The organism is Rhodophyticola sp., from assembly GCF_965284195.1.
GTDB lineage: Bacteria > Pseudomonadota > Alphaproteobacteria > Rhodobacterales > Rhodobacteraceae > Rhodophyticola.
On sequence record NZ_CBDIRM010000001.1, the window covers coordinates 2,705,918 to 2,732,851 of the forward strand.

At 64.0% G+C, this 26,934-nt stretch carries 23 protein-coding genes; 8 read left to right on the forward strand and 15 right to left on the reverse strand.

Translation table 11 applies throughout. The features are described 5' to 3' along the window. Window positions 1-3 precede the first annotated feature (3 nt). The 7 genes from ACQ651_RS13540 to ccoN form a co-directional block, all read right to left on the reverse strand. Window positions 4-2,187 (reverse strand): heavy metal translocating P-type ATPase, encoded by a 2,184-nt coding sequence (locus ACQ651_RS13540; RefSeq protein WP_227286817.1) that lies wholly within the window; start codon window positions 2,185-2,187, stop codon window positions 4-6. 8 nt (window positions 2,188-2,195) lie between these two features. After that, the gene (locus tag ACQ651_RS13545; RefSeq protein WP_227286818.1) at window positions 2,196-2,672 is read right to left on the reverse strand and encodes a FixH family protein; all 477 of its coding nucleotides are present in this window, start codon (window positions 2,670-2,672) and stop codon (window positions 2,196-2,198) included. After that, the gene (gene ccoG / locus ACQ651_RS13550; RefSeq protein ID WP_227286819.1) at window positions 2,669-4,099 is read right to left on the reverse strand and encodes a cytochrome c oxidase accessory protein CcoG; all 1,431 of its coding nucleotides are present in this window, start codon (window positions 4,097-4,099) and stop codon (window positions 2,669-2,671) included. Before ccoG ends, ACQ651_RS13545 begins: the two co-directional genes overlap by 4 nt. A 578-nt stretch (window positions 4,100-4,677) precedes the next feature. Further along, window positions 4,678-5,592, reverse strand: a complete 915-nt coding sequence (ccoP, locus tag ACQ651_RS13555; RefSeq protein WP_227286820.1) for a cytochrome-c oxidase, cbb3-type subunit III — start codon at window positions 5,590-5,592, stop codon at window positions 4,678-4,680. Beyond that, the gene (locus ACQ651_RS13560; RefSeq protein ID WP_227286821.1) at window positions 5,589-5,801 is read right to left on the reverse strand and encodes a cbb3-type cytochrome c oxidase subunit 3; all 213 of its coding nucleotides are present in this window, start codon (window positions 5,799-5,801) and stop codon (window positions 5,589-5,591) included. Before ACQ651_RS13560 ends, ccoP begins: the two co-directional genes overlap by 4 nt. A gap of 13 nt (window positions 5,802-5,814) precedes the next feature. Then, complete coding sequence (gene ccoO / locus ACQ651_RS13565) at window positions 5,815-6,537, reverse strand: cytochrome-c oxidase, cbb3-type subunit II (protein WP_227286822.1); 723 nt, start codon at window positions 6,535-6,537, stop codon at window positions 5,815-5,817. A 13-nt stretch (window positions 6,538-6,550) separates the two neighbouring features. Continuing rightward, a complete protein-coding gene (gene ccoN, locus ACQ651_RS13570; protein ID WP_227286823.1) occupies window positions 6,551-8,155 on the reverse strand; it encodes a cytochrome-c oxidase, cbb3-type subunit I in 1,605 nt (534 codons plus the stop codon). A 203-nt stretch (window positions 8,156-8,358) separates the two neighbouring features. Between ccoN and ACQ651_RS13575 the strand changes: the two genes are divergently transcribed. After that, entirely contained in the window at window positions 8,359-9,198 is an 840-nt protein-coding gene (locus ACQ651_RS13575; protein WP_227286824.1) for a universal stress protein, read from the forward strand. A gap of 183 nt (window positions 9,199-9,381) precedes the next feature. Next, the gene (locus ACQ651_RS13580; protein ID WP_430449541.1) at window positions 9,382-9,951 is read left to right on the forward strand and encodes a DJ-1/PfpI family protein; all 570 of its coding nucleotides are present in this window, start codon (window positions 9,382-9,384) and stop codon (window positions 9,949-9,951) included. A 73-nt stretch (window positions 9,952-10,024) separates the two neighbouring features. Here ACQ651_RS13580 and fnrL read toward each other — a convergent pair whose 3' ends face one another. Beyond that, window positions 10,025-10,771, reverse strand: coding sequence for a transcriptional regulator FnrL (fnrL, locus tag ACQ651_RS13585; protein ID WP_227286826.1), 747 nt, complete (start codon window positions 10,769-10,771; stop codon window positions 10,025-10,027). An 83-nt stretch (window positions 10,772-10,854) separates the two neighbouring features. Here fnrL and hemN point away from each other — a divergent pair, with 83 nt between their 5' ends. Further along, window positions 10,855-12,210, forward strand: a complete 1,356-nt coding sequence (gene hemN / locus ACQ651_RS13590; protein ID WP_430449542.1) for an oxygen-independent coproporphyrinogen III oxidase — start codon at window positions 10,855-10,857, stop codon at window positions 12,208-12,210. A 75-nt stretch (window positions 12,211-12,285) separates the two neighbouring features. Here hemN and ACQ651_RS13595 read toward each other — a convergent pair whose 3' ends face one another. From ACQ651_RS13595 to ACQ651_RS13615, 5 genes are all read right to left on the reverse strand, one after another. Then, complete coding sequence (locus ACQ651_RS13595; protein WP_227286828.1) at window positions 12,286-13,890, reverse strand: ABC transporter ATP-binding protein; 1,605 nt, start codon at window positions 13,888-13,890, stop codon at window positions 12,286-12,288. Further along, window positions 13,887-15,071, reverse strand: a complete 1,185-nt coding sequence (locus ACQ651_RS13600; RefSeq protein ID WP_227286829.1) for an ABC transporter permease — start codon at window positions 15,069-15,071, stop codon at window positions 13,887-13,889. The genes ACQ651_RS13595 and ACQ651_RS13600 overlap by 4 nt, the downstream gene beginning before the upstream one ends. A 2-nt stretch (window positions 15,072-15,073) precedes the next feature. Further along, on the reverse strand, window positions 15,074-16,228 hold the full coding sequence (locus ACQ651_RS13605; RefSeq protein WP_227286830.1) for a microcin C ABC transporter permease YejB: 1,155 nt from the start codon (window positions 16,226-16,228) through the stop codon (window positions 15,074-15,076). A 6-nt stretch (window positions 16,229-16,234) separates the two neighbouring features. Continuing rightward, a complete protein-coding gene (locus tag ACQ651_RS13610; protein WP_430449543.1) occupies window positions 16,235-18,136 on the reverse strand; it encodes an extracellular solute-binding protein in 1,902 nt (633 codons plus the stop codon). 186 nt (window positions 18,137-18,322) lie between these two features. Continuing rightward, entirely contained in the window at window positions 18,323-18,844 is a 522-nt protein-coding gene (locus tag ACQ651_RS13615; protein ID WP_227286832.1) for a c-type cytochrome, read from the reverse strand. Between the two features lie 106 nt (window positions 18,845-18,950). On the opposite strand from ACQ651_RS13615, the gene ACQ651_RS13620 reads away from it, so the two are divergent. From ACQ651_RS13620 to ACQ651_RS13635, 4 genes are all read left to right on the forward strand, one after another. Next, a complete protein-coding gene (locus ACQ651_RS13620; RefSeq protein ID WP_227286833.1) occupies window positions 18,951-19,781 on the forward strand; it encodes a prephenate dehydratase in 831 nt (276 codons plus the stop codon). Window positions 19,782-20,127: 346 nt separating this feature from the next. Then, on the forward strand, window positions 20,128-20,967 hold the full coding sequence (locus ACQ651_RS13625; RefSeq protein ID WP_430449544.1) for a PRC-barrel domain-containing protein: 840 nt from the start codon (window positions 20,128-20,130) through the stop codon (window positions 20,965-20,967). A 343-nt stretch (window positions 20,968-21,310) separates the two neighbouring features. Next, window positions 21,311-22,165: a penicillin-binding transpeptidase domain-containing protein gene (locus ACQ651_RS13630; RefSeq protein WP_375551499.1), complete on the forward strand. Its 855-nt coding sequence runs from the start codon at window positions 21,311-21,313 to the stop codon at window positions 22,163-22,165. Between the two features lie 87 nt (window positions 22,166-22,252). Next, the gene (locus ACQ651_RS13635; RefSeq protein ID WP_227286836.1) at window positions 22,253-23,173 is read left to right on the forward strand and encodes a DMT family transporter; all 921 of its coding nucleotides are present in this window, start codon (window positions 22,253-22,255) and stop codon (window positions 23,171-23,173) included. An 11-nt stretch (window positions 23,174-23,184) separates the two neighbouring features. On the opposite strand, the gene ACQ651_RS13640 is transcribed toward ACQ651_RS13635, so the two are convergent. Both ACQ651_RS13640 and nudC read right to left on the reverse strand, forming a co-directional pair. Next, window positions 23,185-23,658 carry a hypothetical protein gene (locus ACQ651_RS13640; RefSeq protein ID WP_430449545.1) on the reverse strand — a complete coding sequence of 158 codons (474 nt, stop codon included), beginning with the start codon at window positions 23,656-23,658 and terminating at the stop codon, window positions 23,185-23,187. Window positions 23,659-23,706: 48 nt separating this feature from the next. Beyond that, window positions 23,707-24,678 carry an NAD(+) diphosphatase gene (gene nudC, locus ACQ651_RS13645; RefSeq protein ID WP_430449546.1) on the reverse strand — a complete coding sequence of 324 codons (972 nt, stop codon included), beginning with the start codon at window positions 24,676-24,678 and terminating at the stop codon, window positions 23,707-23,709. 188 nt (window positions 24,679-24,866) lie between these two features. On the opposite strand from nudC, the gene ACQ651_RS13650 reads away from it, so the two are divergent. Continuing rightward, window positions 24,867-26,774, forward strand: coding sequence for a bifunctional 2',3'-cyclic-nucleotide 2'-phosphodiesterase/3'-nucleotidase (locus tag ACQ651_RS13650; protein WP_430449547.1), 1,908 nt, complete (start codon window positions 24,867-24,869; stop codon window positions 26,772-26,774). The last annotated feature ends 160 nt before the right edge of the window (window positions 26,775-26,934 follow it).

Here is a 26,934-nt window from a genome sequence, read left to right on the forward strand (position 1 = left end):
TCCCTATTTCAGGCGCAATGCGTTCAACGACACCGTAAGCGATGACGCCGACATGGCAAGGGCCGCGATCAATGGCGTGGCAAGGCCCGCGATGGCGAATGGAACGGCCAGCACGTTATAGACGGTGGCCAGCGTGAAGTTTTCGGAAATCCGCTTGCGCGCCACCACCGAGATACGCACCGCATCCGCGATCGGCGACAGGTCGCGGCCAAGCAACACCATGTCGGAAGCCGCGCGCGACGCATCCAGCGCCGAGGCCGGCGAGATCGAGACATGCGCGGCGGCCAGCGCGGCGGTGTCGTTCAGCCCGTCGCCCACCATCAGAACCCGCGCGCCTTCCGCGGCAAGCCCGGCGACGAACCCGGCCTTCTCGGCAGGCAGCGCCTCGGCAATCACCTCGTCGATGCCGATCTCGGCGGCGAAACTGGCAACAGCACCCTTGGTGTCCCCCGATATCAGGACGATGCGCTTGCCCTGCGCCTTCAGGGCCTGAACCGCCTCGGCCGCGCCGGGGCGCAGGCTGTCGGTGAAGGTCAGCGGCAGCGCGGCGGCCGAACCGATCTGCAGGAAGGTCGCGGTGATGTCCGGGGGCTCGGCCCCGACCCAGCCCGCCCGGCCCAGCCGCACCGGCTGGTCATGCCAGCGCGCTTCCACGCCATAGCCCGGCACCTCTCGGAGATCGTCCAGCTTCGCCGGGCGCACCCCCCTGTCCCGCAGCGCCTTGCTCAACGCCTCCGCAAGCGGATGGGCCGATGCCTCCGCCAGCCCGAGCGCCACCTGCATCGCCTCGGCCGGGTGCCGGTCCAGCCCCACGGGCTGCGGCGCGCCAAGGGTCAGGGTGCCGGTCTTGTCGAAAACCACGGTGTCGACCTCTGCCAGCCGCTCCATCGCGGTTCCGTCCTTGATCAGCATGCCCTTGCGGAACAGCCGGCCCGAAGCCGCCGTGGTGACGGCAGGCACCGCAAGGCCAAGCGCGCAGGGGCAGGTGATGATCAGCACGGCGGCGGCGATGTTCAGCGACACGCGCAGATCCTGCGTGTAGATCCACCAGCCGATCGCGGCCAGCACGGACAGGATATGCACACCCGGCGCGTAAAGCTTGGCCGCCTGATCGGCCAGCGAGGTATAGTTGTTCCGCCCGGCCTCGGCCACGGCGACCAGATCGGCGATCCGGTGCAGGGCGGTATCCTCGCCCGCCGCGGTCACCTCCACCATCAGCGGGCCGGTCAGGTTCACCTCGCCTGCGCTCACCACCGAACCGGGGCCCGCATAGGCCGGCAGGCTTTCCCCCGTCATCAGTGCACGGTCGATCTCCGACGCGCCATCGGTCACCCGGCCATCGACCGGAATGCGCCCGCCCGGTTTCACGCGCACGATGTCGCCCGCCGCAAGCTCGGACACCGATACGGTCTCCTCCTGCCCGTCGCGCAGGCGGAGCGCGCGGGGCACCTCAAGCGCGGCCAGTTCCTGCGCGGCGGAGCGGGCCGAGGCGCGGGTGCGATAATCCAGATACCGCCCGGCCAGCAGAAAGAAGCACAGCGCGATCGCGGCATCGAAATAGGCATGTTTGCCCGAATGCATCGTTTCATAAAGCGACGTGCCCACGGCCAGCAGAATAGCCAGCGTGATCGGCACATCCATGTTCAACCGCCGCACCCGAAGCGCCGACCAGGCCGACACGTAAAAGGGACGTCCACAGAAAATCACCGCCGGAATCGCGATGGCGGCCGAAATCCAGTGCATCATGTCGCGGGTCGAGCCTTCGGCCCCGGACCAGACCGCGACCGACAACAGCATGACATTCATCATCGCGAAAAACGCGACCGCCAGCCGCATCAGCAGATCGCGGCCGCGCCTGTCGCTTTCGGTCGTGGCCAGAACGCCGGGGTCCAGCTCATGGGCCTCATAGCCCGCGCGTTCCAGCACCTCGGCCAGATCGGCGGCGCTGACAGCCGCATCCGCCTCCACCGCAGCGCGTTTGAGGGTCAGGTTCACCCGCGCATCCTGAACGCCCGGCACCGCCATCAGCGCCCGCTCCACCCCCGAGATGCAGCCCGCGCAGTGGATACCGGGCAAGGACAGCATCAGCCGCGCATTCCTGGGCAGGTCCGCCAGGGCCTCCGCCGCCGGGGCGCCCGCACAGGCCGGGCAGGCGGCGGGGCCGGCATGCTCGTAGGTGGCGGACATCCCTGCGCCTATTCCTGCAAGGTGAAGGTGATGTTATGGCGGTAATCCGTGCCGTCGCGCGCGGTGCCGGTCAGCCGCAGGCGCCAGCGCCCCTCGCTGACCGAAACCGGCGCGGTGAAGGCGCCGTTGACCCGCGTGAGTTCCAGCAACTGGTCCTCGGTCTGGTTCGTGGGCCGGGTCAGAAGCGCGGTCAGTTCCGCCGGAGATACGGGCTCTCCGTCATTGTCGACCATGTTCAGCGTCAGCACATCGCCCTCGACCGAAACCGAGGCATTCCAGCCAAGCGCCTCCTGCGCCGTGCGGCGCAGGTCGTAATCCTGGCTATCGGCATAGCTCGACGATACTTCCAGCCCGGGAAAAGTGGAAATCGCGTTATAGGCCATGAACAGGTTGACCCCGATGATCAGGCCAAAACCGCCGATGAAAATCGCCAGCACATGGCGGCCTGTCAGTTCCTTGCCGCCATCCGGTCTTTCGGAGCTCATTGATCTGCCCTTCCGTTGAAGATTGTGTCCTGATGGGTCCGCGCCGTGCTGCGCAGATCCTCGACCCAGAAGCGGAACTCCGACCGCTCGCTGGTGGCCGGCACCGACCCGGCCGGCGCGGTGACATAGACCCGCTGCAGATACGTGGTGTCGGCGGGCACATCGACGGTCAGTTCATTCGTGCCTTCCAGCGCAACCTCAAGCGGAACCTCCGAGGTGAGCGAGATGTCGAAAGTGCTGTCGTCATGGCTCATGTTGCGAATGCGGATGTCATAGGTGTTGCGGATCGACCCGTCGCTCATCGTCACGAATTGCGGATTGCGCACCGGTGCGACCGTCACGTCGATTTCGGAGCGGATGAACAGCATCACCACCAAGGCGACACCGATCGCCGACCACAACACGGTGTAGAGGATCGTGCGCGGCCGGAAGATGTGCTTCCAGATGGAAACCTTCTGGTTGCCCGCCCGCTCGTTGGCCTCGTCGGTCAGCGCCATGTAGTCGATCAGCCCGCGGGGTTTGCCGATCTTGTCCATGATGTCGTCGCAGGCATCGATGCACAGCGCGCAGGTGATGCACTCCATCTGCTGGCCGTCGCGGATGTCGATCCCCACGGGGCAGACATTCACGCAGGCATTGCAGTCGATGCAATCGCCAAGCAGCTCCGCGCCTTCGGCCTTGCGATGCTTGCCGCGCGGCTCCCCGCGCCAGTCGCGATAGGCCACGGTGATGGTGTGTTCGTCCATCATCGCCGCCTGAATGCGGGGCCATGGGCACATGTAGATGCAGACCTGTTCGCGCATGAACCCGCCGAAGACAAAGGTCGTCGCGGTCAGGATCGCGATGGTCGTATAGGCGATGGGATGGGCCTGAAGCGTCACCAGATCGACCAGCAATGTGGGCGCATCGGCGAAATAGAAGACCCAGGCCCCGCCAGTCGCCACGGCGATGGCCAGCCAGACGAGATATTTCGTGAGCCTCAGCCGGACCTTCTTGAAATCCCACTCGGCCTTCCAGAGTCGCAGGCGCGCGTTGCGGTCGCCCTCGATCCAGCGCTCGACGGTGAAAAACAGATCGGTCCAGACGGTCTGCGGGCAGGTATAGCCGCACCACACCCGGCCAAGCGCCGAGGTGAAGAGAAACAGGCCAAGCCCCGCCATGATCAGAAGGCCCGCCACGAAATAGAATTCGTGGGGCCAGATCTCGATCCAGAAGAAGAAGAAACGCCGGTTCGCCATATCGATCAGCACCGCCTGATCCGGCAGCGAGGGGCCACGATCCCAGCGGATCCAGGGGGTCAGATAATAGATCCCCAGGGTGACGATCATGATGATCCATTTGAGATTGCGGAATGGTCCCGAAACCCGCTTCGGGAACACAGGTTCGTGGGCAGCGTAGAGCTTCTGCGGCTCTTCCGTAGCACTCATGACGGGAATCGCTCCTAGGTTGTGTCGGTCCTGCGCATCTTCGGTTCTAGGGTCTGACTGGCACAGGCTCCTTGACGTGGATCAAACCCTGATCTTCATTTAATTGACCCGGCCAACAGATCATCTGTGGCAAAGGGTCCAAACGCTGCGACGAATGCGCCTATCTGCGTTGGCCTCAGCGCCCCGATCCGCGCCCAGCCCATTGATCCGGCTCGAAAAACCCGGGGCTCGGTGCGGTATGCCCCTCCACATATGGCCCGGCGCAGCGCCGACAACCGGACGACGCGCCGCACCCCGGCTCCGGGGGCGGGCGAAGGCGCTCGGCCCGGCCGGTCTCGGGTCCAGATCCACGGCGCGGGGCACATCCGTCCTTGTCTCGACAGCACGGCCGGGAGAGGCGGAGCCGCGACGCGACGGTCCACCAATGCGGAAACCGGCCTCTGCCGGGGCCGGATATCTGTAGGAACGGGGTGTGGGGGGTAAGTGGGCACCGGTCCTGTAGGAAACGCGCGAACAGGACCAGGACCGGTGCCAATCCGGCGGCCGGGAGGGGCCACCGGATATCTTGAAGGTGGCGTCTACTCGCCGCCACCCAGAGAGTGGACATAGACCGAAACCGCACGCACTTCGGCTTCGCTCAGACGACCGGCTTCGGAGGCTTCCGCAGACCATGGCGGCATTACGCCGAACCGCGAATAGCGCACGGTGTATTCGATCGCCTCTTCCGATCCGCCGTAAAGCCAGATCGCGTCGGTCAGGTTCGGTGCGCCGAGGAACTGGTCGCCCGAGCCATCATCCATATGGCAGGCGGCGCAGTTGTTCAGATACACCTCCTCGCCCGCGGCGGCCAATGTCGCATCGGCCTCCTGCCCCGAGATATTGCGCACATATTGCACGACACTGGCGATCTCCTCATCGGTCAGGATCTCGTCATAGGCCGTCATCTCGGAGTACCGCGCATCGGGGTCGTCGTCATTCCGGATCCCGTGAGAGATCGTGAAATGAATGTCGTCGATCGTGCCGCCCCACAGCCAGTCATCATCCAGCAGGTTCGGATAGCCGGAGGCCTGAACCCCCGCCGCGCCCGACCCGTGGCATTGCGAACACCATGTGGCGAAGATCGCCGCGCCGCCCTGAACGGCATAGCTGTAAAGGTCGGGGTTGGCGTCCGGTGTGATCTCGGCCAGTTCCACCTCGGCGATCCGGGCTAGGATCGGGGCATTCATCTCCTCGAAGGTCTGAATGTCCTCCTGCACCTCCGCCCGGGTGGAGTAGCCAAGCAACCCAGGCGTCGCGCCCTGGATCAGCGGCCATGCCGGATAGGCGATGGTATAGCCGATGCCCCAGATGATCGTGGCGTAGAAGGTCCACAGCCACCACCGTGGCATCGGGTTGTTGAACTCCTTGATACCGTCCCAGATATGCCCTGTGGTTTCGGGGTCACCCTCCTGCAGGATCTGCTCTTCGGGGTGCTTGGTCTTGTCGTCGGTCATTGCCGCGCCTCCTTGATCTGGGCGGGAGCAGCGTCGTCATCAGCTGCCGGCTTGTCGTCATAACGAAACGGGATATTCGCAGTGTCGCGATGCACTTTCCGGCTGCCGGGCCGGAGCGCGAAAAGGATCACGGCCACAAAGGAGGCAAACAGAAACACACCCCCCCAGCTGCCCGCGAAAACCCGCATGATGGTATAGCTGTCTTCCATCCCACGCGCCCCCTTACCGGCTCTCGTCGGGCGTGAAGGTCGAGAAATCGACCAGCGTGCCCAACATCTGCAGATAGGCGATCAGCGCATCCATCTCGGTGACTTCCGGCTGACCGTCGAAATCGCGCTGCTGCGCCCCCGGGTAACGCTCCACGACGCCGCCATCACCGAAATCGGTTGCCTGCTGAACGAAGTCCAGCTCCGCATTCTCGATCATCTCGTCGGTGTAGGGCACGCCGACGAACCGATGGGTTTCCATCAGATCGGCGATATAGGTGGGCCGCAACACGTTGTCCGCGAGGAAGGCGTAGGGCGGCATCACCGATTCCGGCACCACCGATTGCGGATCGGTGAAGTGGTCCACATGCCATTCGTCCGAATAGCGGCCACCCACGCGGGCCAGATCGGGTCCGGTCCGCTTTGAGCCCCACTGGAACGGATGGTCGTACTGCGACTCCGCTGCCAGCGAGTAATGGCCATACCGCTCCACCTCGTCCCGCATCGGCCGGATCATCTGGGAGTGGCACACATAGCACCCCTCCCGGATGTAGATCTCCCGGCCCGCAAGTTCGAGGGGCGAGTAGGGACGCATCCCCTCCACATCCTCGATCGTGTTCTCGAGATAGAACAGCGGGGCGATTTCCACGATGCCGCCGATGGTCACGACCAGAAAGCTGAGCGTCAGCAGAAGGGTCGCGTTGGTTTCAATCTTCTTGTGTCCGTCAAGAGCTGCCATTGTCCGACCCTCCTTATTCTGCCGGAGCTGCGGCGGCCGGGGCGGCTGCTTTCGCAGGGCCTCGCGTCACAGTCATCCACAGGTTGTAGACCATGATCAGCGCACCAGCCAGGAACAGCGTCCCGCCCAGACCACGGACCACATACATCGGGAACTTGGCCTCGACCGTGTCGGCGAAGGAGTTCACCAGGAAGCCCTGCGCGTCGACTTCACGCCACATCAGGCCCTCCATGATCCCGGTCACCCACATCGAGGCCGCGTAGAGCACGATGCCGACGGTGGCGAGCCAGTAGTGCCAGCTGACCAGTCTGAGCGAATAGAGCCGCTCGCGATTCCACAGTTTCGGGAACAGGTAGTAGAGCATCCCGAAGGTGATCATGCCGTTCCAGCCAAGCGCGCCGGAATGCACGTGCCCGATCGTCCAGTCGGTGTAGTGCGACAGCGAGTTCACCGCGCGGATCGACATCATCGGGCCTTCGAAGGTCGACATGCCATAGAACGCCAGCGACGTGACCATCATCCGCAGGACCGGATCGGTCCGGAGTTTGTCCCAGGCGCCCGAAAGCGTCATCAGGCCGTTGATCATCCCGCCCCAGCTGGGCATCCAGAGCACGACCGAGAACACCATGCCGAGCGTCGAGGCCCAGTCAGGCAGCGCGGTGTAGTGCAGGTGGTGCGGACCCGCCCAGATGTACAGGAAGATCAGCGCCCAGAAGTGAATGATAGACAGCTTGTAGGAGTAAACCGGGCGTTCGGCCTGTTTCGGGATGAAGTAGTACATCATCCCCAGGAAGCCCGCCGTCAGGAAGAAGCCCACCGCGTTGTGGCCGTACCACCACTGGGTCATCGCGCTCTGGACGCCCGACATGACCGATACGGAGCGGGACCCGAAGATCGAGACCGGCACCGCCAGGTTGTTGACCACATGCAGCATCGCCACGGTGACGATGAAGCTCAGAAGGAACCAGTTGGCCACGTAGATATGCGGCTCCTTGCGCTTCAGGAGCGTGCCAAGGAACACCGCGAGGAAGGCCACCCAGACAATCGTCAGCCACAGGTCCACATACCATTCGGGTTCCGCGTATTCGAGGCCTTGCGTGCCCCCAAGCACGTAACCCGTCGCGGCCAGCACGATGAAGAACTGGTATCCCCAGAAGACGAACCATGTCAGTCCGCCCCCCCACATCCGCGCCGCGGAGGTCCGCTGCACGATGTAGAAGGACGCCGCCAGAAGCGCGTTGCCCCCGAAGGCGAAGATCACCGCCGATGTGTGCAGAGGGCGCAGGCGCCCGAAATTGCCGTAACCTTGGGTCCACTCGAAGTTGAGCTGCGGAAAGGCCAGCTGGAAGGCGATGACCACACCGACCAGAAACCCGACGCATCCCCAGAATGCGGTGGCAATCGCGGCGGCGCGCACAGGCCCGTCCATGTATTCATGGGTCGGCACCGGCACCACAGGTTCACCGGTACGGCGGAGTTGCCAGATAAACAGCCCCGCTGCCGTGACCATCACCAGGATCATATGGACCATATAGACCATATCCCGGGCGTAACTGGCCGCGATGGCCGCGCACAGCGCCACCAGGCCAAGGATCAACAGCTTTACGTAATCAAGCATAGATCGTCCCTTCGTCTTTCACCGGTTTTTCGACTCACACCGAGCCGTCCGGACTTGTTCCATCTGACCCCACATCGCGCAGGTGGCGCATTGTGGCCTTGATCCATGTCAAACCTGCCCCGGGATTGTGTTGACGCAGGTCAAAGCGCGACGAAGCGTCCCGGTCTAGACCGGAAAAAAGCTTGCAACTGAGGAGGTTCAACATGGCCTATAAAAGCATATTGACGGTTCTGACCGACACGGATGAAGTTGGCCCGGTGCTGGAGGCCATCTTGCCGTTCGCGCGGGCCGAAGGGGCGCATCTGGATGTGCTCTGCATGGGGGTGGACCGCACCCAGACCGGATATTACTTCGCCGGCGCCACCGCGCTGATGCATGACGAGACCCTGGCCCAGGCGCAGGCTCTGGCGACGCAGATCGAAACCGGGGCCCGTACCCTGCTTGAGCGGACGGATATCTCCTGGGGGATCGAGGCGCTGGTAACCCAGACCGCCAGCGTGGCCGGTATCGTTGCGCGCCGCGCGCGCTTCTCCGATCTCGTGGTGCTGCCCAAACCCTATGGCGAGAACCAGGCCTCGGATGCACCGGTCGTGGTCGAGGCGGCGATGTTCCAGGGTCAGGCCCCGGCGATCGTGCTGCCCGGCGATGTCCCGGTCAAGGAGGCTCTGGACCGGATCGTGGTGGCCTGGAACGAATCCGCCGAGGCGCTCTGCGCCGTGCGCGCCGCGCTGCCGCTGCTGAAGGCGGCCAAGCTGGTCAACATCCTGATCATCGATCCGCAGCGTCATGCCGCCGAAGTGTCCGATCCGGGCGCCGAGCTCAGCAAGATGCTCAGCCGTCACGGCGTGGAGGTTGAGGTTTCCATCGTGGCCCAGACCCTGCCGCGCGTCTCCGACGTGATCAACCGCCATATCCAGGACCAGAACGCCGACCTCCTTGTCATGGGGGCCTATGGTCATTCCCGTTTCCGGGAGGCGATCCTTGGCGGAGCCACCCGCAACCTTCTGGAAAACGCCGTGGTGCCGGTTCTGATGGCCCATTGACGGACTGACCCGTCCGGATACGGACAAGATCCGCCGCCGGTCCGCATCGACGCGGACCGGCGGCGCCTGCATCTTACCCTTGCACCTCCGGCGATCCCAGTCACATGTTGTGTGCGGCCTCCGTCCGCAAAGGTGGCGGCCCCACCACCGGCCTGCCCGCCCCCAGCCTGAAGGACAGCACAGATGGCAAAGCTCGCGATCGTTCTTTCACAAGGATTCGCCGATTGGGAATATGCCCTGATCGCCGGAACCGGCCTGCCGTTCTACGGGCTCGATGTGGAGTTCTTCGCGCCCGCGGTCGGCGAAATCCGGTCGCAGGGCGGGTTGACGGCCCGTGTCTCGCAAGACCTCCGCGCGCTACCGGGATGGACCCCGGATGCCGTGATCGTCGTCGGCGGCATGACCTGGGAGACCGATCAGGCGCCTGACATGCGCGATCTGCTGCGGGACCAGCACGCGCGCGGCGCGGTCGTCGCGGGCATATGTGGCGGCACGCTGGCGCTTGCCCGCGCAGGGTTGCTCGACACGCGGCGCCACACCTCGAACGATCCCGAATTCCTCACCCGGAATGCTGCGGACTATGAAGGTTCCGCGCTCTATGTCGCGACCCCCGCCGCCATTTCCGAAGATCGCGTGATCACCGCGCCCGGCACCGCACCGGCCAGTTTCACGGCGGCGGTGTTCGAAAGCGTCGGCGTGGAGACGGACAAGGTGGCGCAGTTCAGGGCGATGATGGCCGCGGAACACGGCTAGCTTTCAGGCCGGTATCCCGCCCGCCCGATCAGACCGCCACCTGCCCGCTGCAACAGCCGGGCAAGGCGGCCCGTCAGACCAGCATTCCGCCATCGGCGTCATCTCCGGTTTCGTCCATCAACAGGTCGAAATCGGGGATGGTGATGTGGCGTTTGCCCTCAAGGCGGATCACGTCATCGCGTTTCAGGGCGGACATCTGGCGGCTGACCGTTTCCAGTGTCAGGCCCAGATAATCGGCCATCGCTTCACGTGTCAGCGGCAGATCGAAGGAAACCTCGCCCTTTGACGGCAGGTCCTTCAGGCTGGCATCGCGCCGGGCGATGATCGACAGAAGGCTCGCGATCTTCTCGCGCGCGGTCTTGCGGCCCAGAAGCAGCATCCATTCCCGCGCCGCATCCAGTTCGTCCAGCGTCATTTCCAGAAGCCGCTGACTTATATTCGCATTTTCGGCGATCAGTTTCTGGAAAGGCGCGCGCCGGAAACAGCACAACGTCACGTCGGTCGAGGCCACGACGTCATAGGGCGCGGTGTCGCGATTCGGCCGGCCCAGAAAATCGCTCGGCAGCAAAAGCCCCACCATCTGCCGCCGCCCATCCTCCATCGTCTGGGTCAGCGAGGCGACGCCTTCGATCACGGAAGCCACGAAATCCATCTTGTCGCCGGCCCAGACGACGGTCTGCCCGGCATCGAATTTGCGGTAGTATTTTATGGACTCCAGATGCGTCAGCTCATCGGTCTCGCACCGGGCACAGACGGCCCTGTGTCTGATCGGGCAGTCTGCACAGTCCTGCTGCGGTATGGCCAGTTGACGATTGGGCATGTTTATCACCGCAATAGGAGCAACAGTTGACTGTATTGATCTCGATCAATTACAGCGGGGCGTTCGACTTTTAGGTTAACTTAATGGATCATCTGACGCAACTTCGCCGCCTGGGTCTGTTCGACTCGAAAGTGCCTCGGTACACGAGCTATCCGCCTGCCACGAAGTTCTCGAACGACGTGACACCGCGGGTTTTCGCGGATTGGATACGGTCAATCCGCCCCGGCTCCCGCATTTCGGCCTATGTGCATGTGCCCTTCTGTCGCAGATTGTGCTGGTTCTGCGCCTGCCGGACTCAGGGCGTCCGCTCCGACGAGCCGATCGAAGCCTATCTCCGGAGCGTCAAGGCCGAGATCGCCATTCTGCGGGACATCCTGCCCGAAGGTGTGGAGCTTGCGCGGCTGCATTTCGGGGGCGGCACGCCCACCTTGATGGCGCCCGATATGCTCAGCGATCTGACCGCGACACTGACCGATGTCCTCCCGCTGGCCGATGGTGCGGAATTCTCGGTCGAGATCGACCCCAACGAGATCGACGCCGCCCGGCTGGACGCGCTGGCCTCCGCCGGCATGAACCGCGCCTCGATCGGGGTGCAGGATTTCAACCACGACATCCAGCAGATCATCGGCCGCATCCAGAGCTATGACGTCACCCGCGACGCGGTGGAGATGCTGCGCGCCCGCGGCATCACGTCTCTCAACGCGGACATCCTGTTCGGCCTGCCCAATCAGAGCCAGACGCGGATCTCCGAAACCGTGCAGATGCTCCTGTCGCTCGCGCCCGACCGCGTGGCGCTTTACGGCTATGCCCACGTCCCGTGGATGGCCAAGCGGCAGGCGATGATCCCGACCGACACGCTGCCCACGCCCGAGGAACGGCTGAGCCTGTTCGACACCGCGCGGCGTCTTTTCATGTGGGACGGGTATTCGGAAATCGGGATCGACCATTTCGCCCGCCCCGGCGACGGGTTGGAGATCGCGGCCCGCACCGGTCATCTGCGGCGGAATTTCCAGGGCTATACCGACGACACCTGCGATGTGCTTCTGGGCATCGGGGCCTCGTCGATCTCCCGCTTCCCGCAGGGCTTCGCGCAGAACGCCTCCGGCACGGCGGCGTATCAGAAATCGGTCCGGGCCGGTGAGCTGGCGATCGGGCGCGGCCATGTCTTCAAGGGCGAGGATATCCTGCGCAGCCGCATGATCGAGATGCTGATGTGCGGTTTCCGCATCGAAAGCGCCGAACTGCTGGAAAGGTTCGACCTCACGCCCCAGCGGCTGAAAACCTTCTATGCCGACGCGGCGGAGGCCTTTCCCGGCATGGTGCGGTTCGATGCCGACGGCTTCGATATCCTGCCCGAGGGGCGCCCGCTGTCGCGGATCATCGCGCGCGCCTTCGACGAATACGAGATGCAGGCCGACGGGCACTCCTCCGCGATCTGAACAGATCGCGCGGGCGGGGTGGCTTCGGACTGCGCGGCGCGGCTCTCCCGACACATGCCTTCCGGCACGACCGGCTCAGGCCGCGCTGCCCTCCGCGTGAAGATCGAAGGCCGCGGCCAGAAGCGCCCGTGTATATTCCGATTTCGGAGCGGTGAAGATCTCCTCCCTCAGGCCCGTCTCGACGATATCGCCCTGTTTCATCACGATGATCTTGTGGGCCAGCGCGCGGACCACTTTCAGATCGTGGGAAATGAACAGATAGGCCAACTTATGACGCCGCTGCAGATCGCGCAGCAACTCCACGATCTGCACCTGCACGGTCATGTCCAGCGCCGAGGTGGGTTCGTCCAGCACCACGAGTTTCGGGTTCAGGATCATCGCGCGCGCAATCGCGATCCGCTGCCGCTGGCCGCCGGAAAACTCATGCGGGTAGCGGTGCATCATCGCCGGATCAAGGCCCACTTCGGTCAGGATATCGGCCACCATCTGCCGCTTGTTCTGGCCCGGTTCGGTCCCGTGGACGCCCAAGCCCTCGGCGACGATCTGTTCCACCGTCATCCGCGGAGAGAGCGAGCCATAGGGATCCTGAAACACGATCTGCATGTCGCGCCGGAGCGGGCGAAGCGCGCCCGACTTCCAGCCCTGCACATCCTGCCCCATGAACACCACCGGCCCTTGGGACGAGATCAGGCGCATGACCGCCAGCGCCAGCGTGGTCTTGCCCGACCCGCTTTCGCCCACCACGCCCAGCGTTTCGCCCGCGCGCACGGAAATCGACGCAGCGTTGACCGCCTTCACATGGCCGACGGTCCTGCGCAGCAGCCCCCGATGGATCGGGAACCAGACCCGCAGGTCATGGGTGTTCACGATCTCGGGCGCGTTTTCCGGCACCGGGTCGGGCCCGCCCGTGGCCTCCGCCGCCAGAAGCTTGCGCGTATAGGGATGTCTCGGGTTGTCGAAGATCTCCGCCGTGCGCCCGGCCTCCACGATCTCGCCGCCCTGCATCACGCAGACCCGGTCCGCGAAGCGGCGCACGATGCCCAGATCATGGGTGATGAACAGAAGGCTCATGCCCTCGGCGCGTTTCAGCTCCGCCAGAAGTTCCAGGATCTGCGCCTGAATGGTCACGTCCAGCGCCGTGGTCGGCTCGTCCGCGATCAGCAGATCGGGCCCGTTGGCCAACGCCATGGCGATCATCACGCGCTGCCGCTGCCCGCCCGAAAGCTGGTGCGGATAGGCCCCCAGCCGGGTTTCCGGGTCGCGGATGCCGACCTTGATCAGCAATTCGATGATCCGGCGCCGCGCCGCGTCTCCCCGCAGCCCCTGATGCAGGCCAAGGCTTTCGGCGATCTGCTTTTCCAGCGTGTGCAGCGGGTTCAGCGAGGTCATCGGCTCCTGAAAGATGAAGCTGATATCGTTGCCCCGCACATGGCGCAACTCCGACTCAGGCGCGCCGATCATCTCGGTTCCGCGATACTTGACCGATCCGGACAGTTTGGCGCTGTCGGGCAAGAGCGCCACGGTCGACAGCGCGGTCACCGATTTGCCCGATCCGCTCTCGCCGACCAGCGCCACGGTCTCCCCCTTCTCGATGGTGAAGCTGACGCCTTTCACCGCATCGGTCGTGGCCCCGTCCTGGGTGAAACTCACCCGCAGATCCCTGACCTCCAGAACGCTCATTGAAATGTCTTTCTGGGGTCGAACGCATCGCGCACCCCTTCGAAGATGAAGACCAGAAGCGACAGCATGATCGCGAAACTGAAAAACGCGGTGAAGGCCAGCCATGGTGCTTGCAGGTTGTTCTTGGCCTGCAGGGTCAACTCCCCCAGCGACGGCGCCGAGGAGGGCAGGCCGAAGCCCAGAAAGTCGAGGCTGGCCAGACCGCCGATCGTGCCGGTGACGATGAAGGGCAGCATCGTCAGTGTCGCGACCATCGCATTGGGCAGCACATGGCGGAACATGATCACCCGGCTCGATATGCCAAGGGCGCGCGCCGCCCGGACATACTCGAAATTCCGCGCGCGCAGAAACTCCGCGCGGACCACGCCCACCAGCGACGTCCAGCCGAACAGGACCATCAGAAACACCAGCAACCAGAAATCCATCCGGAAGATGGCCGCGATGATGATGATCACGAACAGCCCCGGCGTGTAGCCCCAGATCTCGATGATCCGCTGGAAGATCAGGTCGAGCCAGCCGCCGAAATAGCCCTGCACCGCCCCCGCCGCGATCCCGATCACCGAGGTCAGCACGGTGACGATCAGCGCGAACATCACGCTCAGCCGGAAGGCATAGATCACCCGCGCCAGCACGTCGCGCGCGGTGTCGTCGGTGCCCAGCCAGTGATTGGCGTCCGGCGCGGACGGGGCGGAGGTGCCGATATCGTTGATCGTGTTGTAGGCGTAGGGCACGATCGGCCAGATCAGCCAGCCCTGTTCGATCTCCTCGCCATCGACGATCCCGTCCTCCTGGGCGTCCTCGATCACGCCCTCGGGGTCGTCCCAGCAGCTTTCCAGCCCGCCCGAGATGATCAGACAGCGCACTTCCGGGTCGCGGTAGACGGCCTCGGTCCGGAAATCGCCGCCGAACTGGGTTTCCGGGTAGAAGTTGAAGACGGGCGTGTAAAGCTCGCCCCGGAAGTTGACCAGAAGCGGTTTGTCATTCGCAATCAGCTCCGCAAAAAGCGACAGGCCGAACAGGACCGAAAAGATCAGGAAGGACCAATAGGCCCGGCGGTTCGACCTGAAGTTTCGCCAGCGCCGCCGGTTCAGGGGCGACAGGGTGAAAAACCCCGTGGGCGGTTCGGGCACCGTGGTCCCGGCCGGCGGCTTGGGGGCGATCTCCTCTTCCCGCAGCGCCATTCTCAGGTCTCCCGCGTTTCGAAGTCGATGCGCGGGTCGATCCAGACATACATCAGATCCGACAAAAGCCCGACGAAGAGCCCGATCAACCCGAAGACAAACAGGGTGCCGAAGATCACCGGATAGTTGCGGGTGACCGCCGCCTCAAAGCCCAGCCGGCCCAGACCATCCAGCGAGAAGATCGTCTCGATGATGACCGATGCGCCGAAAAAGACGCTCACGAACACCGCGGGAAAGCCGGCGATCACGATCAGCATGGCGTTGCGGAACACATGCCCGTAAAGCACCCGGTTCTGGGCCAGCCCCTTGGCCTTCGCCGTGACCACATACTGTTTCTTGATCTCGTCCAGAAAACTGTTCTTGGTCAGCAGCGTCAGCGTTGCAAAGGCGGAGATGGTGGAGGCGGTGACCGGCAGCGCGATATGCCAGAGATAATCCACGATCTTCTCCCACCATGTCAGCGTGTTCCACACATCCGACGGCGAGGTCAGCCCGCGCAGCGGGAAGATCTGCCAGTAGGATCCGCCCGCGAACAGCACCAGAAGCATGATCGCGAACAGAAACGCCGGGATCGCATAGGCCACGATGATCACGCCGCTGGTCCATGTATCGAACCGCGACCCGTCGCTGACCGCCTTGCGGATGCCCAGCGGGATCGACACGACATAGGCGATCAGCGTCGACCACAGGCCCAGCGTGATCGACACCGGCAGCTTGTCGACCACCAGTTCCATCACGGTTTCGGAGTGGAAGAAACTGTCGCCGAAATCGAACCGCACGTAATCCCACAGCATCAGAAAGAAGCGGTCCAGCGCGGGGATACGTTCGGAAACGCACTCCTCCGCGTCCAGATCGGGGATGCCGGTAAATCCTTCCGCGCAAACGATGCGGGAGAAGTTGAACTGGATCTCCAACTCTTCCAGAAACCGGGGCGGGACGCCGCGCGCGCCCTGATAGGCGCCCTCGATCTCGATATTGCCGGTCTCGCTGCCGCCGCCCGAGATCGTGGCGAAGGCGTCGCCCTCGCCCTCAAGTTGGGCCAGAACCTGATCGACCGGCCCGCCGGGCACGAACTGCGTCAGCGCGAAATTGATCACCATGATCCCGAACAATGTCGGGATCATCAGCAACAGCCGTCTGAGGATATATGGGCCCATGGCGCTCTAGAACGCGCCCGCTTCGCGAAGCGCCGCCTCGGCCTCGGCATCGCTCCACCAGAAATCAAGGAAGCCCAGCGCATAGGGCGGTAGCGGCTCCGGATAGCGATAGATGTCGTAATAGGCCACCCAGTGGGTATTGTTGAACCATTGCGGCACACGGAACCTTTCCCAGCGCAGAACCCGGTCCAGCGCCGCCACGGCCACATTCAGCTCTTCCTGCGTCTCGGAATTCACCACATGTTCGATCAGCGCGTCAACGGCCGGGTCGGCCAGCCCGGCGGCATTGAACACGCTGTCATTCGCGCTTTGCGACCCGAAATACTGACGCAGGCCGCTTCCGGGCTCGTATCCCATGGGCAGGTGGTCGATGATGATGTCGAAATCGTAGTCGCGTTCGCGCTGCGTCATCTGGGCACTGTCGACCCGTGTCAGCCGTGCGTTGATCCCGATGGCGCGCAAATTCTCCACATAGGGGTTGATCACCCTGTCGAAGAGCGGGCCGGAGTTCAGAAACTCCACATCCAGCGTCTGTCCGGCCGCGTTGCGGGCAAGCCCGTCATCGCCGATGAGCCAGCCCGCCTCTTCCAGCAGCGCCGAGGCGCGCCGCGCCTGCCGCCGGTCCAGTGTCCGGTTCGGATCGGATGCCGGCAGGCTGAACACCTCTTCGGTGAATACCTCCGGGCGCAACAGGTCGCGCAGCGGCTCCAGCAGGGCCAGTTCGGCCTCGCTCGGCAAGCCTTCCGCGGCCAGATCCGTGTTCTGCCAGAAGGAATCGTTCCACTCGTAGAGCCCGTAAAACAGCGTCTGATTTGTCCATTCGAAGTTGAACATCAGGGCGATGGCCTCGCGCACGCGCACGTCCTGAAACTTCTCGCGCCGCAGATTGATGATGAAGCTCTGGCCCGAGGTGATCGTCCCGTCGGGCAGTTCCGCCTTCACCACATGGCCGCGCTCCAGCGCAGGAAAGTCATAGGAGGTGGCCCAGTTCGCCGAACTGCTTTCCTGCCGGAACAGATAATTGCCCGCGGTGAACCCCTCGAACGCGGCGACAGCATCGCCGTAATACTCGATCCGGATCCGGTCGAAATTGTACCGCCCGCGATTGATCGGCAGATCGGCGCCCCAGTAATCGGGGTTGCGGGCGTATACGACGCGCTGGCCCGGTTCCACCTCGTGCAACACATAGGGCGCCGAGCCTACGAGAGGCTCCAGACGGGCCTCGCTGAACCCAAGGCCCGAGGCCTCGTGGCTGGCCCGCGACATGACCGTCAGACCACCGGCCGATACGATACGGCCACGGATCGGCGCTTCGGGGTTGAAATCGAAGCGGATGCGGCGCTCGTCCAGCACTTCGGCCCCGGCAAGGGTCCGCCCGATCGCGGCGCGAAAGCTCGGCAGACCCTCGTCGCGCATGATCTCGTAGGAGAAGAGCGCGTCATCCGCCGTCACCGGCGTTCCGTCGGAAAACCGGGCCTCTTCGCGGATGGTGAAAATCACGTAGGATACGTCTTCGGGATAAGCGATGCTTTCGCATAGCAGGCAATAGGCGGAGCCGATCTCGTCGGCCGTGCCCTCCAGCATGCTTTCGAAGAAGATCGACGACAAGACCGCCGGGCGTCCCTCCCGCGTGAAGGGGTGCATGGAATCGAACGATCCCGACGACCATGCGAAGGACATCTCACCGCCCTTGGGCGCATCGGGGTTCACATAATCCAGATGCTGGAAATCAGGGCCATAACGCAGCTCCCCGAAGGTCGACACTCCATGCGTGACGATCAGGTCGTCCTGCGCCCGCGCGGCCCCGGCCCAAAGCAGAAGCACGATCGCCGGCACAAGAAGCCATCCTGTCAGATGCCCCCAGTTCGGGCATGGAATGGTCTTTACTCGGGATAAACGGTCGCGCATGGGCGCCCTCCACTGCTGTTTTGGTCTCACAGGCTGCATATCTGCGCTGAATCACGTTACGGGGCAGCCCCCCTTTTCATCAAGTTGAGAAATCGTGATCAGCCCCGGTTTGCGCGCTCAAGTCCACCCTGAATGCAACAAGACCGCCCCGGGAGGCGGTCTTTTCGGCAATCGACGGGATGTCGCTCAATCATCCAGCGTGTCGAGAAAGGCGATCAGGTTCGCACGATCTTCGGCGTCGCGCATCCCGTTATAGGCCATGGCCGTGCCGGGTGCGTATTCCCGCGGGTTCTCGATGAAGGCCGAGATGTTCTCGGGCGTCCAGTCCCCGGTGGTGGCCAGAAGCCCGTCGGAATAGTTGAACCCTTCGACCGTGTGTTTCGGCCGTCCGACGACACCGTGCAGATAGGGGCCGACACCGTTCACGCCCGGCTGATCCGAATGGCAGGCCGAACATTGCCGCCACAGCCGTTCCCCGGCAGAGGCATCGGCCACGGCATAAAGCTCCGCGAACGGGACCTCGACTACCTCTTCGGCAACCTCGGTCTCGCCCTCGCCCGTGTCGATCACGTAGCCGGCGCGGTGATCCTCGTCATGGGCGCCACCCACGGAATACAGGCCGTCCGCCGCCCATCCGGCCAGCAGAAAGATCAAAAGCGCACCACAGACGGCGCCGCCGATCTTGGTGATGGTCATTGTGTCAAACATGGATGTCCCGTTCTCACATATGGTTCGCGGGTATGTATCGGCTTTCCTGCATGGCTTTCAAGGTGTAGTGAGCGCGACGAAACGACCTGCCGAGAGATTTTCGCCCATGACGTCCCGTATCGCCTTTCAGGGAGAACCCGGCGCCTATTCCCATCAGGCGTGCCACGAGGCCCGCCCCCGGATGGAGGCGTTGCCCTGCCCGACCTTCGAAGACGTGATCGAGGCGGTCCAGTCCGGGGCCGCGGATCAGGCCATGCTGCCGGTCGAAAACTCCACCTACGGGCGGGTGGCCGACATTCACCGCCTTTTGCCGGAATCGGGCCTGCATATCGTCGACGAGGCTTTTGTGCGGGTGCATATCAATCTGCTCGCCGTTCCCGGCGCGACGCTCGCCGATGTGACCGACGCCTGGAGCCATCTTGTCCTGTTGCCGCAATGCGCGCTGTTCCTGCGTCAGCATGGGATCAAGGGGCGCGTATCGCCGGACAATGCGCGCGCCGCCCGGGACGTGGCCGACTGGGGCGACAAGGCGCAAGCCGCGCTCGCCTCGGAACTGGCCGGCGATATCTACGGCCTCGACGTGCTGGCCCGCCATATCGAAGACCATGACCGCAACACGACGCGGTTCCTGATCATGTCGCCCGTGGCCGACATGACCCGCCGCGCCGATCACATGATGACCAGCTTCGTCTTCCGCGTGCGCAACATCCCGGCGGCGCTCTACAAGGCGATGGGCGGCTTCGCGACCAATGGCGTGAACATGACCAAGCTGGAAAGCTACATGGTCGGCGGCTCCTTCACCGCCACCCAGTTCTATGCCGATATCGAAGGCCACCCGGATGACCCGCCGGTTCAGCGCGCGATGGAGGAGTTGCGCTATTTCACCTCCATGCTGCACATCCTCGGCACCTACCCGGCGGACCCCGCCCGCGATTGACCCCTGGTCTGCCGCCCCTCCTCACGCCACCCGCTGACCCAACGTCATCTGACGCGCGGCATCGGCAAAACGGCTACAATCTTAGACATAGCCCCAAGGGCCCCAATACCGGCGTTTTTCAGGAAACCCCAATAGGCAAAGCTTCGCCCTGCCCGGAATGACTATGTCTTAGTACACAGCTACTCCGACCCGTCTTCCGGGTAACCCCGCATTTCCCCGCCGACCGCATGTTTATTCACTGCGAAATTCTGTTCGATTCAGGGTCTCTTTCGGGAACCATTCCGGCCTGAGGGATGTTCTTGGATCATAAGGCGCCTGTTGCGCCCGACGACCATAGGAGACCACGATGAAACGTTTTGTGAGCACCACCGCAATCGCCATCCTGCTGGGCACCGGCGCCTTCGCGGATGCGCATTCCACCTCGATTATCGAGTACGAGTTTTCCCAGGGATCGGATTTCTACGCATCCGAGATGATCGGCATGCGCGTCTATGCGACCGAAGCCGAGATGCAGGCCGGCATGACCGTCGCCGCCGATGGCGAGCGCGACTGGAACGATATCGGCGAGATCAACGACGTCATCCTGACCGATGGCGGTGACGTTGCCGCTGTGATCGTCGGCGTTGGCGGCTTCCTCGGCATCGGCGAAAAGGATGTGGCTGTCGACATGTCGCAGATCAACCGCGTCGAAGAGGATGGCGGCACCGGGGAATTCTTCCTTGTCATAAACGCAAGCCAGGAAATGCTGGAATCCGCGCCCGAGTTCACCCGTGGTGACGCCGGAATGATGACGACCGAAACCGAAGCCCAGGCCGACGCGGAGACGACGTCCACCGACATGGCCATGGCCGAAGACCGCCCGATGCTCGTCGCCCCCACGGTCGAGCGCGAAGGCTACATGGCGCCCGAGCCGGTCGACCTGACCAGCGAAAACCTTACCGGTGCGCGCGTCTACGGGACCAATGACGAGGATATCGGCGAGATCAGCGAATTGCTGCTTTCCGAAGACGGCCAGATCGACCGTGTGGTGATCGACGTGGGCGGCTTCCTCGGCCTTGGCGAAAAGCCGATCGCCGTGACCTTCGAAGAGTTGAGCATCCTGCGCAACGAAGCCGGCGACAGCTTCCGCGTCTACATCGACTCGACCCAGGAGGCGCTTGAGGCACAGCCCGAATATCAGGGCTGATACACTTCTCTCGAAGCGGCCGGCCGGAGTACTCCGGTCGGCCTCCTTCAATTCGATTTTTAAATTGGAGATATACACTCCACCGATTTTTATTCTGAATTCTCCACTCTATATATCATAAGGGAAACAAGATTTCCTCTATATTTCTTTCTCAATTCTAAATCTGCGCACGTCCATTTTCCGGGGGTGTGAAGTTCTTGTATACCCATGGCGGGGCCTGCAGCCCCCTTCGGCCCGCGCCGGACCGCTCCGCGCTTGACCTCGATCACCAGATGCTTTTGATCTTGGGCCAACGTTCGGCACTCCCCATTCCGGCCATGGCCGTCAAGATCGAAGAGGCGCGATGTTTGCGTTGCTCAAGCAGATTATGCGCACCGCTTTTGCCGTGGCCTGCCTGTGCGGCGTCGCATCGCCAATCGCCGCGCAATCGCGGATGGATATCGCCCGCGCGCCGCTGGCCTCCGAAATCGGGACGCGGGAGGTGTCCTTTCTCGCCCGCGATCTGGAAACAGACACCGATTATGTCCTCGAAGGCAGCGATCTGTCTCTCCGCCACCCGCCCTGGTCCACCTTCAAGATCCCGAATCTGCTGATCGCGCTGGAAACCGGCGCCGCCGCATCGCTTGAGACACCCTATATCTGGGATCGGGCGCGCCGCCCCGCGCGCGGCTTCTGGCCCCCCGCCTGGCGTCAGGATCAAACCCTCGGCACCGCCTTTCAGCGCTCCGCGGTCTGGGTCTTCCGCGATATCGCGGGCGAGGTGGGCACCGGGCGGTACCGTCAGCGGCTTGGCGAATGGGGCTATGGCAATGCAAGCGTTCCCGATGGCTCCGATGATTTCTGGCTGGGCGACACGCTGCAAATCTCCGTCTCCGAACAGGTCGCCTTCCTCGAACGTTTCTTCGCCGGCACCCTTGGCCTCTCGGTCGCCACGTCCGATGCCCTGATCTCGGTCAGCCGCGCGGGCACGTTCGGGCCCGCCACGCTGCACGGCAAGACCGGTTCGGGCCCGGTCATCCGGGGCGACATGAGCGGCCCGTTCGAAGGCTGGTACACCGGTTTCGTCCTGCGCCCCGACGCCGAACCGGTGGTCTTTTCGCTCTACACCCGCGCCGACAGCTATGCCGAGCTGGAAAGCTTCCGGCAGGATTTCGCGATCCACCTGCTGCAAACCGCAGACCTGCTGCCGCTGAACTGACTGGCCCCTTGCCCGCACCCTCACTCAGGCGTTAATCAGGTGCCAAGGCCGCCCCGACCCGGGCCCGGTCACCGAAAGCCCGACCCGATGAACCCGCTGCGCGGCATTGCCCTCAAAATCGCATCTGTCTGCATCTTCATGGCGATGGCCAGCCTGATCAAATCGGTGTCCGACACTGTACCGCCCGGGCAGGCCGTCTTCTTCCGATCGATCTGCGCCCTGCCGGTCATCGTGGTCTGGCTGCTCTGGCGGCACGAATTGCGGACCGGCCTGAAAACGCAGAACCCCATGGGGCATGTCTGGCGCGGGCTGATCGGCACCATGGCGATGGGTCTGGGTTTTGCCGGTCTGGGCCTTCTGCCCCTGCCCGAGGTGACCGCCATCGGCTATGCCGCGCCGCTTCTCGTGGTGATCTTCGCCGCGATGTTTCTGGGCGAAGAGGTTCGCGCCTTCCGGCTCAGCATCGTGGCCCTCGGGCTGGTCGGGGTCCTCATCGTGCTGTCGCCGCGCCTTCAGGTCGGCGTCGGCAGCGCCGATACACGGGAGACGCTCGGCGCGGTCGTGGTGCTGATGGGCGCGATCTGCGCCGCGCTGGCGCAGGTTTTCGTCCGCAAACTGGTCCGGACGGAGGGCACCGCCGCCATCGTCTTCTGGTTCTCGGTAACCGCCAGCACCCTGTCCCTGCTCACCCTGCCCTGGGGCTGGGTCACGCCCGGCCCGGCAGAGATCACGAAGCTGGTTCTCGCCGGTCTCTTCGGCGGGCTGGGGCAGATCCTGCTCACCTCCAGCTATCGCAATGCCGACGCGTCCCTGATCGCGCCGTTCGAATATACGTCCATGCTGCTGGCGCTCGGCGTCGGGTATCTCATCTTCGACGAGGTGCCGACATGGCCGATGATGGGCGGCGCGGCCATCATCGTGCTTGCGGGCATCCTGATCATCTGGCGCGAACGCCAGCTGGGTATGGAACGCGCCCGCCAGCGCAAGGCGATGACGCCGCAGGGCTGACGGGCCGCGCGCTAGCCCTGCGCTCCGCGCCGCCAGTCCGCCTCGATCTGGTTGCCCTGCCGCGCCAGCGTTCCGGTCATCCGCTGCAACACCCGCCCGCGCGCCAGTTTCATCGTCTGGATGATCAGCCGTGCGGTCAGCGTGCGCGGCTTCAGATCCAGTTCGGCCGCCACCCGGGTCACCTGCGCCGACAGCGCGATGAATGTCATCTGGTATCGGGCCTCCATGCCGCCCACCGTGATCTGGATCGCCACCATCTCGTCGCGGATCACCTCGTCCAGCTCGGCTTCGATCCCGCGCATCTTGCCGCGCACCTGAACCGACCCGCGCCAGCGCACGCCCTTTTCGGCCCGGGTCCAGTTGTCCACCCGGCGCAGATCGGCGCCGCGGCCGCGGATATCGGCCTCGAACTGGCTGAAATCCATCATCCGTTCAAAGACAAACCCGACAGGCGCGTCCACATCTTCGGCGACCTTGAACTTCATTCTGCTCTCATCCTTGTTGCAGCCGGCATTGCGCGCGGCAATCTCCGCTCAATCCAGCCGGTCCGCAAGCCAGTTTTCCAGAAGAAAATGCGCAATTGCACCTTTGCGGGCCGGCAGAACCCGATCATGGCGCCCGGCGAAAACATCCGTCACCTCCTCCCGGCTCAGCCAGACCGCATCCTCGATCTCCACCGGGTCGACGGTAATCTCGCGGCTGGTGGCCTCCGCCCGGCAGCCGAACATCAGCGAGGCCGGATAAGGCCATGGCTGGCTCGCCAGATAGCCGACCGCGCCGATCCGCACCTGCGTCTCTTCATAGACCTCGCGGCGCACCGCCGCCTCCAGCGTCTCGCCCGGCTCCACGAACCCGGCCAGAAGCGAATACATCCCCTCCGGCCAGCCGGGGGAGCGGCCCAGAAGCACGTCATTGCCATGGGTGACCAGCATGATCACCACCGGGTCGGTGCGTGGAAAATGGCGCCCGCCGCAGGCCCCGCATTCCCGTTGCCAGCCCCCCTCAACGGGCGCGCTTTCCGCACCGCATCGCGAACAGAACCGATGCGTCCGGTGCCAGTCCAGCACCGCCTTGGCCGTTGCCGCCAGTTCCGCATCGCGCGGCGTCAGCCAGGTCATCGCGCCGCGCAGCTCGCGGAACACCGCCCCCGCGGGCGCCGCCGGATGGGCCTGCACCGTCGGGTCCAGAAACGCGCCGATCTGCGCCTCGTCCACATCCGCGGGCACCCAGGCCGAGATATCGGCGGCATGGCGCATCCGCCCCTCATCCAGCCCCAGAAACACCCGCACACGCGCCGCCTGCGCCAGAACCGGATGATCGCTCCGCAGCCAGATCAGCCGCGCCGCGCCACCCTCGCCCTGCATCAGCGGCTTGCCCCGCCAAAGCGGCAGGATACACTCCGCGCCGGCCTCCGGACCCGCCGCCAACGCCGCCTCATCCCCCCGCAAATGGGCCGCGCGATCGAGGCCCGAGCCTCCGAAGGTGACGGTTTCTGCTCGCATCATGTCGTATCTGCCCTACCTGACTTAACGTCACCTGCCATTCGGTATGGCAGGAATGTCGCAAACGTATGCAAGCGAACCGAACCCGGCGCGTTGCACGCATGTATTGCTGACTGCGTAACAGGATCAGGCTATAATCGCGCAGTGCCGTTGAGTAAACATCATCGCCCAGTTCGGGAAGGGACCAATTGATGCCAGCCGATGCGAGTTCGGAAGCGGAAGTACTGTGTAGTCTGAGTTTGCGTATCCTGGCGACCTCCGATCTTCACGCAAATCTCCACCCGTACAACTACTACACCGACCGGCCCCAGAACACCGGCGGGCTTGCCCGTCTGGGCCGCATCATCGCGCAGCTGCGCGCCGCCTCCAACAACTGCATTCTGGTCGACAACGGCGACACGTTGCAGGGCACCCCGCTCGGCGATTTCGCCGCACAGGTGCGCACGTCCGATGGCCGCCCGCACCCGATGGTCGCGGCCATGAACGTGCTTGGCTACGACGCGATGACGCTCGGCAACCATGATTTCAACTACGGGCTGGATTTTCTGCAATCGACGCTTTCGGGCGCCGCCTTCCCCGCGGTTCTGGCCAATATCAGGCGGGCGGACGGCACCCCGCTGCTGCCGCCCTGGGTGATCCTCGACCGTGACATGCACGACACGACCGGGCGGCTCAGACGGCTCAGGATCGGGTTGATCGGTCTGGCGCCACCCCAGACCCTGAAATGGGATCGCAGCCTGCTGGATGGCCAGCTTGAGGCGGAGGATATTCTCGACGCGGCCCGCCGCGAGATCCGCGCGATGCGCGATGCCGGGGCCGATCTGGTCATCGTGCTCTGTCATTCCGGCGTCGGCCCCGCCCATGAATATCCCGACATGGAAAATGCCGCCGTGCCGCTGGCCGCGCTCCACGGCGTCGATGCGCTTGTCGCCGGGCACACCCATGAACTGTTTCCCGGGCCCTGCCCCGCGCGACCCGACTGGATCGATCCCGACATCGGCACGATCCACGGCACGCCGGTCGTGCAGCCGGGGCATGAAGGCTCCCATCTGGGCGTGATCGACCTTACCCTGTCGGAGGTCGGCAAGGACCGCTGGCGCGTGAGCGCCAATCAAAGCCACCTCGTCCCCGTCATCGCGTCCGAGCCCTGTTCGGGCGGGGAGGGCCGCGCAATCCCGGCGCCCCCGGTCCTCAGCAATTCCGACGTCATGAACGTCACCGCGCAGGACCATATCGCGACGCTTGGCTATATCCGCCAGCGGGTCGGCGAAACCCTCGTCCCGCTGGAAAGCTATTTCGCCCTTGTTGGAAACTCCGCCTCCGTGCAGGTGGTCGCCGACGCCCAGCGCGACTATGCCGAGCGGATGATGCGGGGCCATGAACTGGGGCATCTGCCGCTTCTGTCCGCCGCCGCGCCGTTCAAGGCCGGCGGGCGGGGCGGGCCGCAGAACTACACCGATGTCCCCGCGGGCCCTCTGGCTATCAAGAACGCCTCCGATCTCTACATCTACCCCAACACGGTCGTCATCCTGCGGGCCAATGGCGCGCAACTGACCGACTGGCTTGAACGAGCCGCCTGCGCGTTTCACCAGCTTGTGCCGGGCCGGGACGAGCAGTTGCTGATCGACCACGCCTTTGCGGCCTATAACTTCGATGTGATCGACGGGCTGACCTATGCAATCGATGTGACCGCCCCGCCCTGCTACAGCGCCGATGGCGAAGACCGGTTTCCATCGCCCGGGCGCATCCGCGACCTGCGCTATAACGGCCAGCCCGTGCAGCCCGATCAGGAGTTTCTGGTGGTCACCAACAGCTACCGGGCGGCAGGCGGCGGGCATTTCGCCTCCCCTGCGGCCGCCGAGCCGGTCCTGAAACGGCGCATGCCCGTCCGCGATATCCTGATCGGATACTTCAGGCATTACGAGAAGCTTCGCGCGATCACCAACCAGACATGGCGGTTCGCGCCCGCCGGCGGCATTCGCGCCATCGCCGAAATCGGCCCGGGCGCCCTCAACTATCCGGATCGCGTCGCCGAACACGGGCTGGACTATCTGGGCCGGTCCGGGAACGGATTTGCCCGGTTCGGGATCACCCTCTGACGCCTGCGTCTCCGGCACAGTATCGCTGCAATATCCATCGCAATGCTTGTTTTTTGGGCAAATGTCGGGTCAGCATATCCGGCAGAGCGTGCACCAATTGACCCTGGGGGCCTCCTGCCTGAGGTAACAGGTCACAAAAACGCTGCCCAACAGAGGAGAA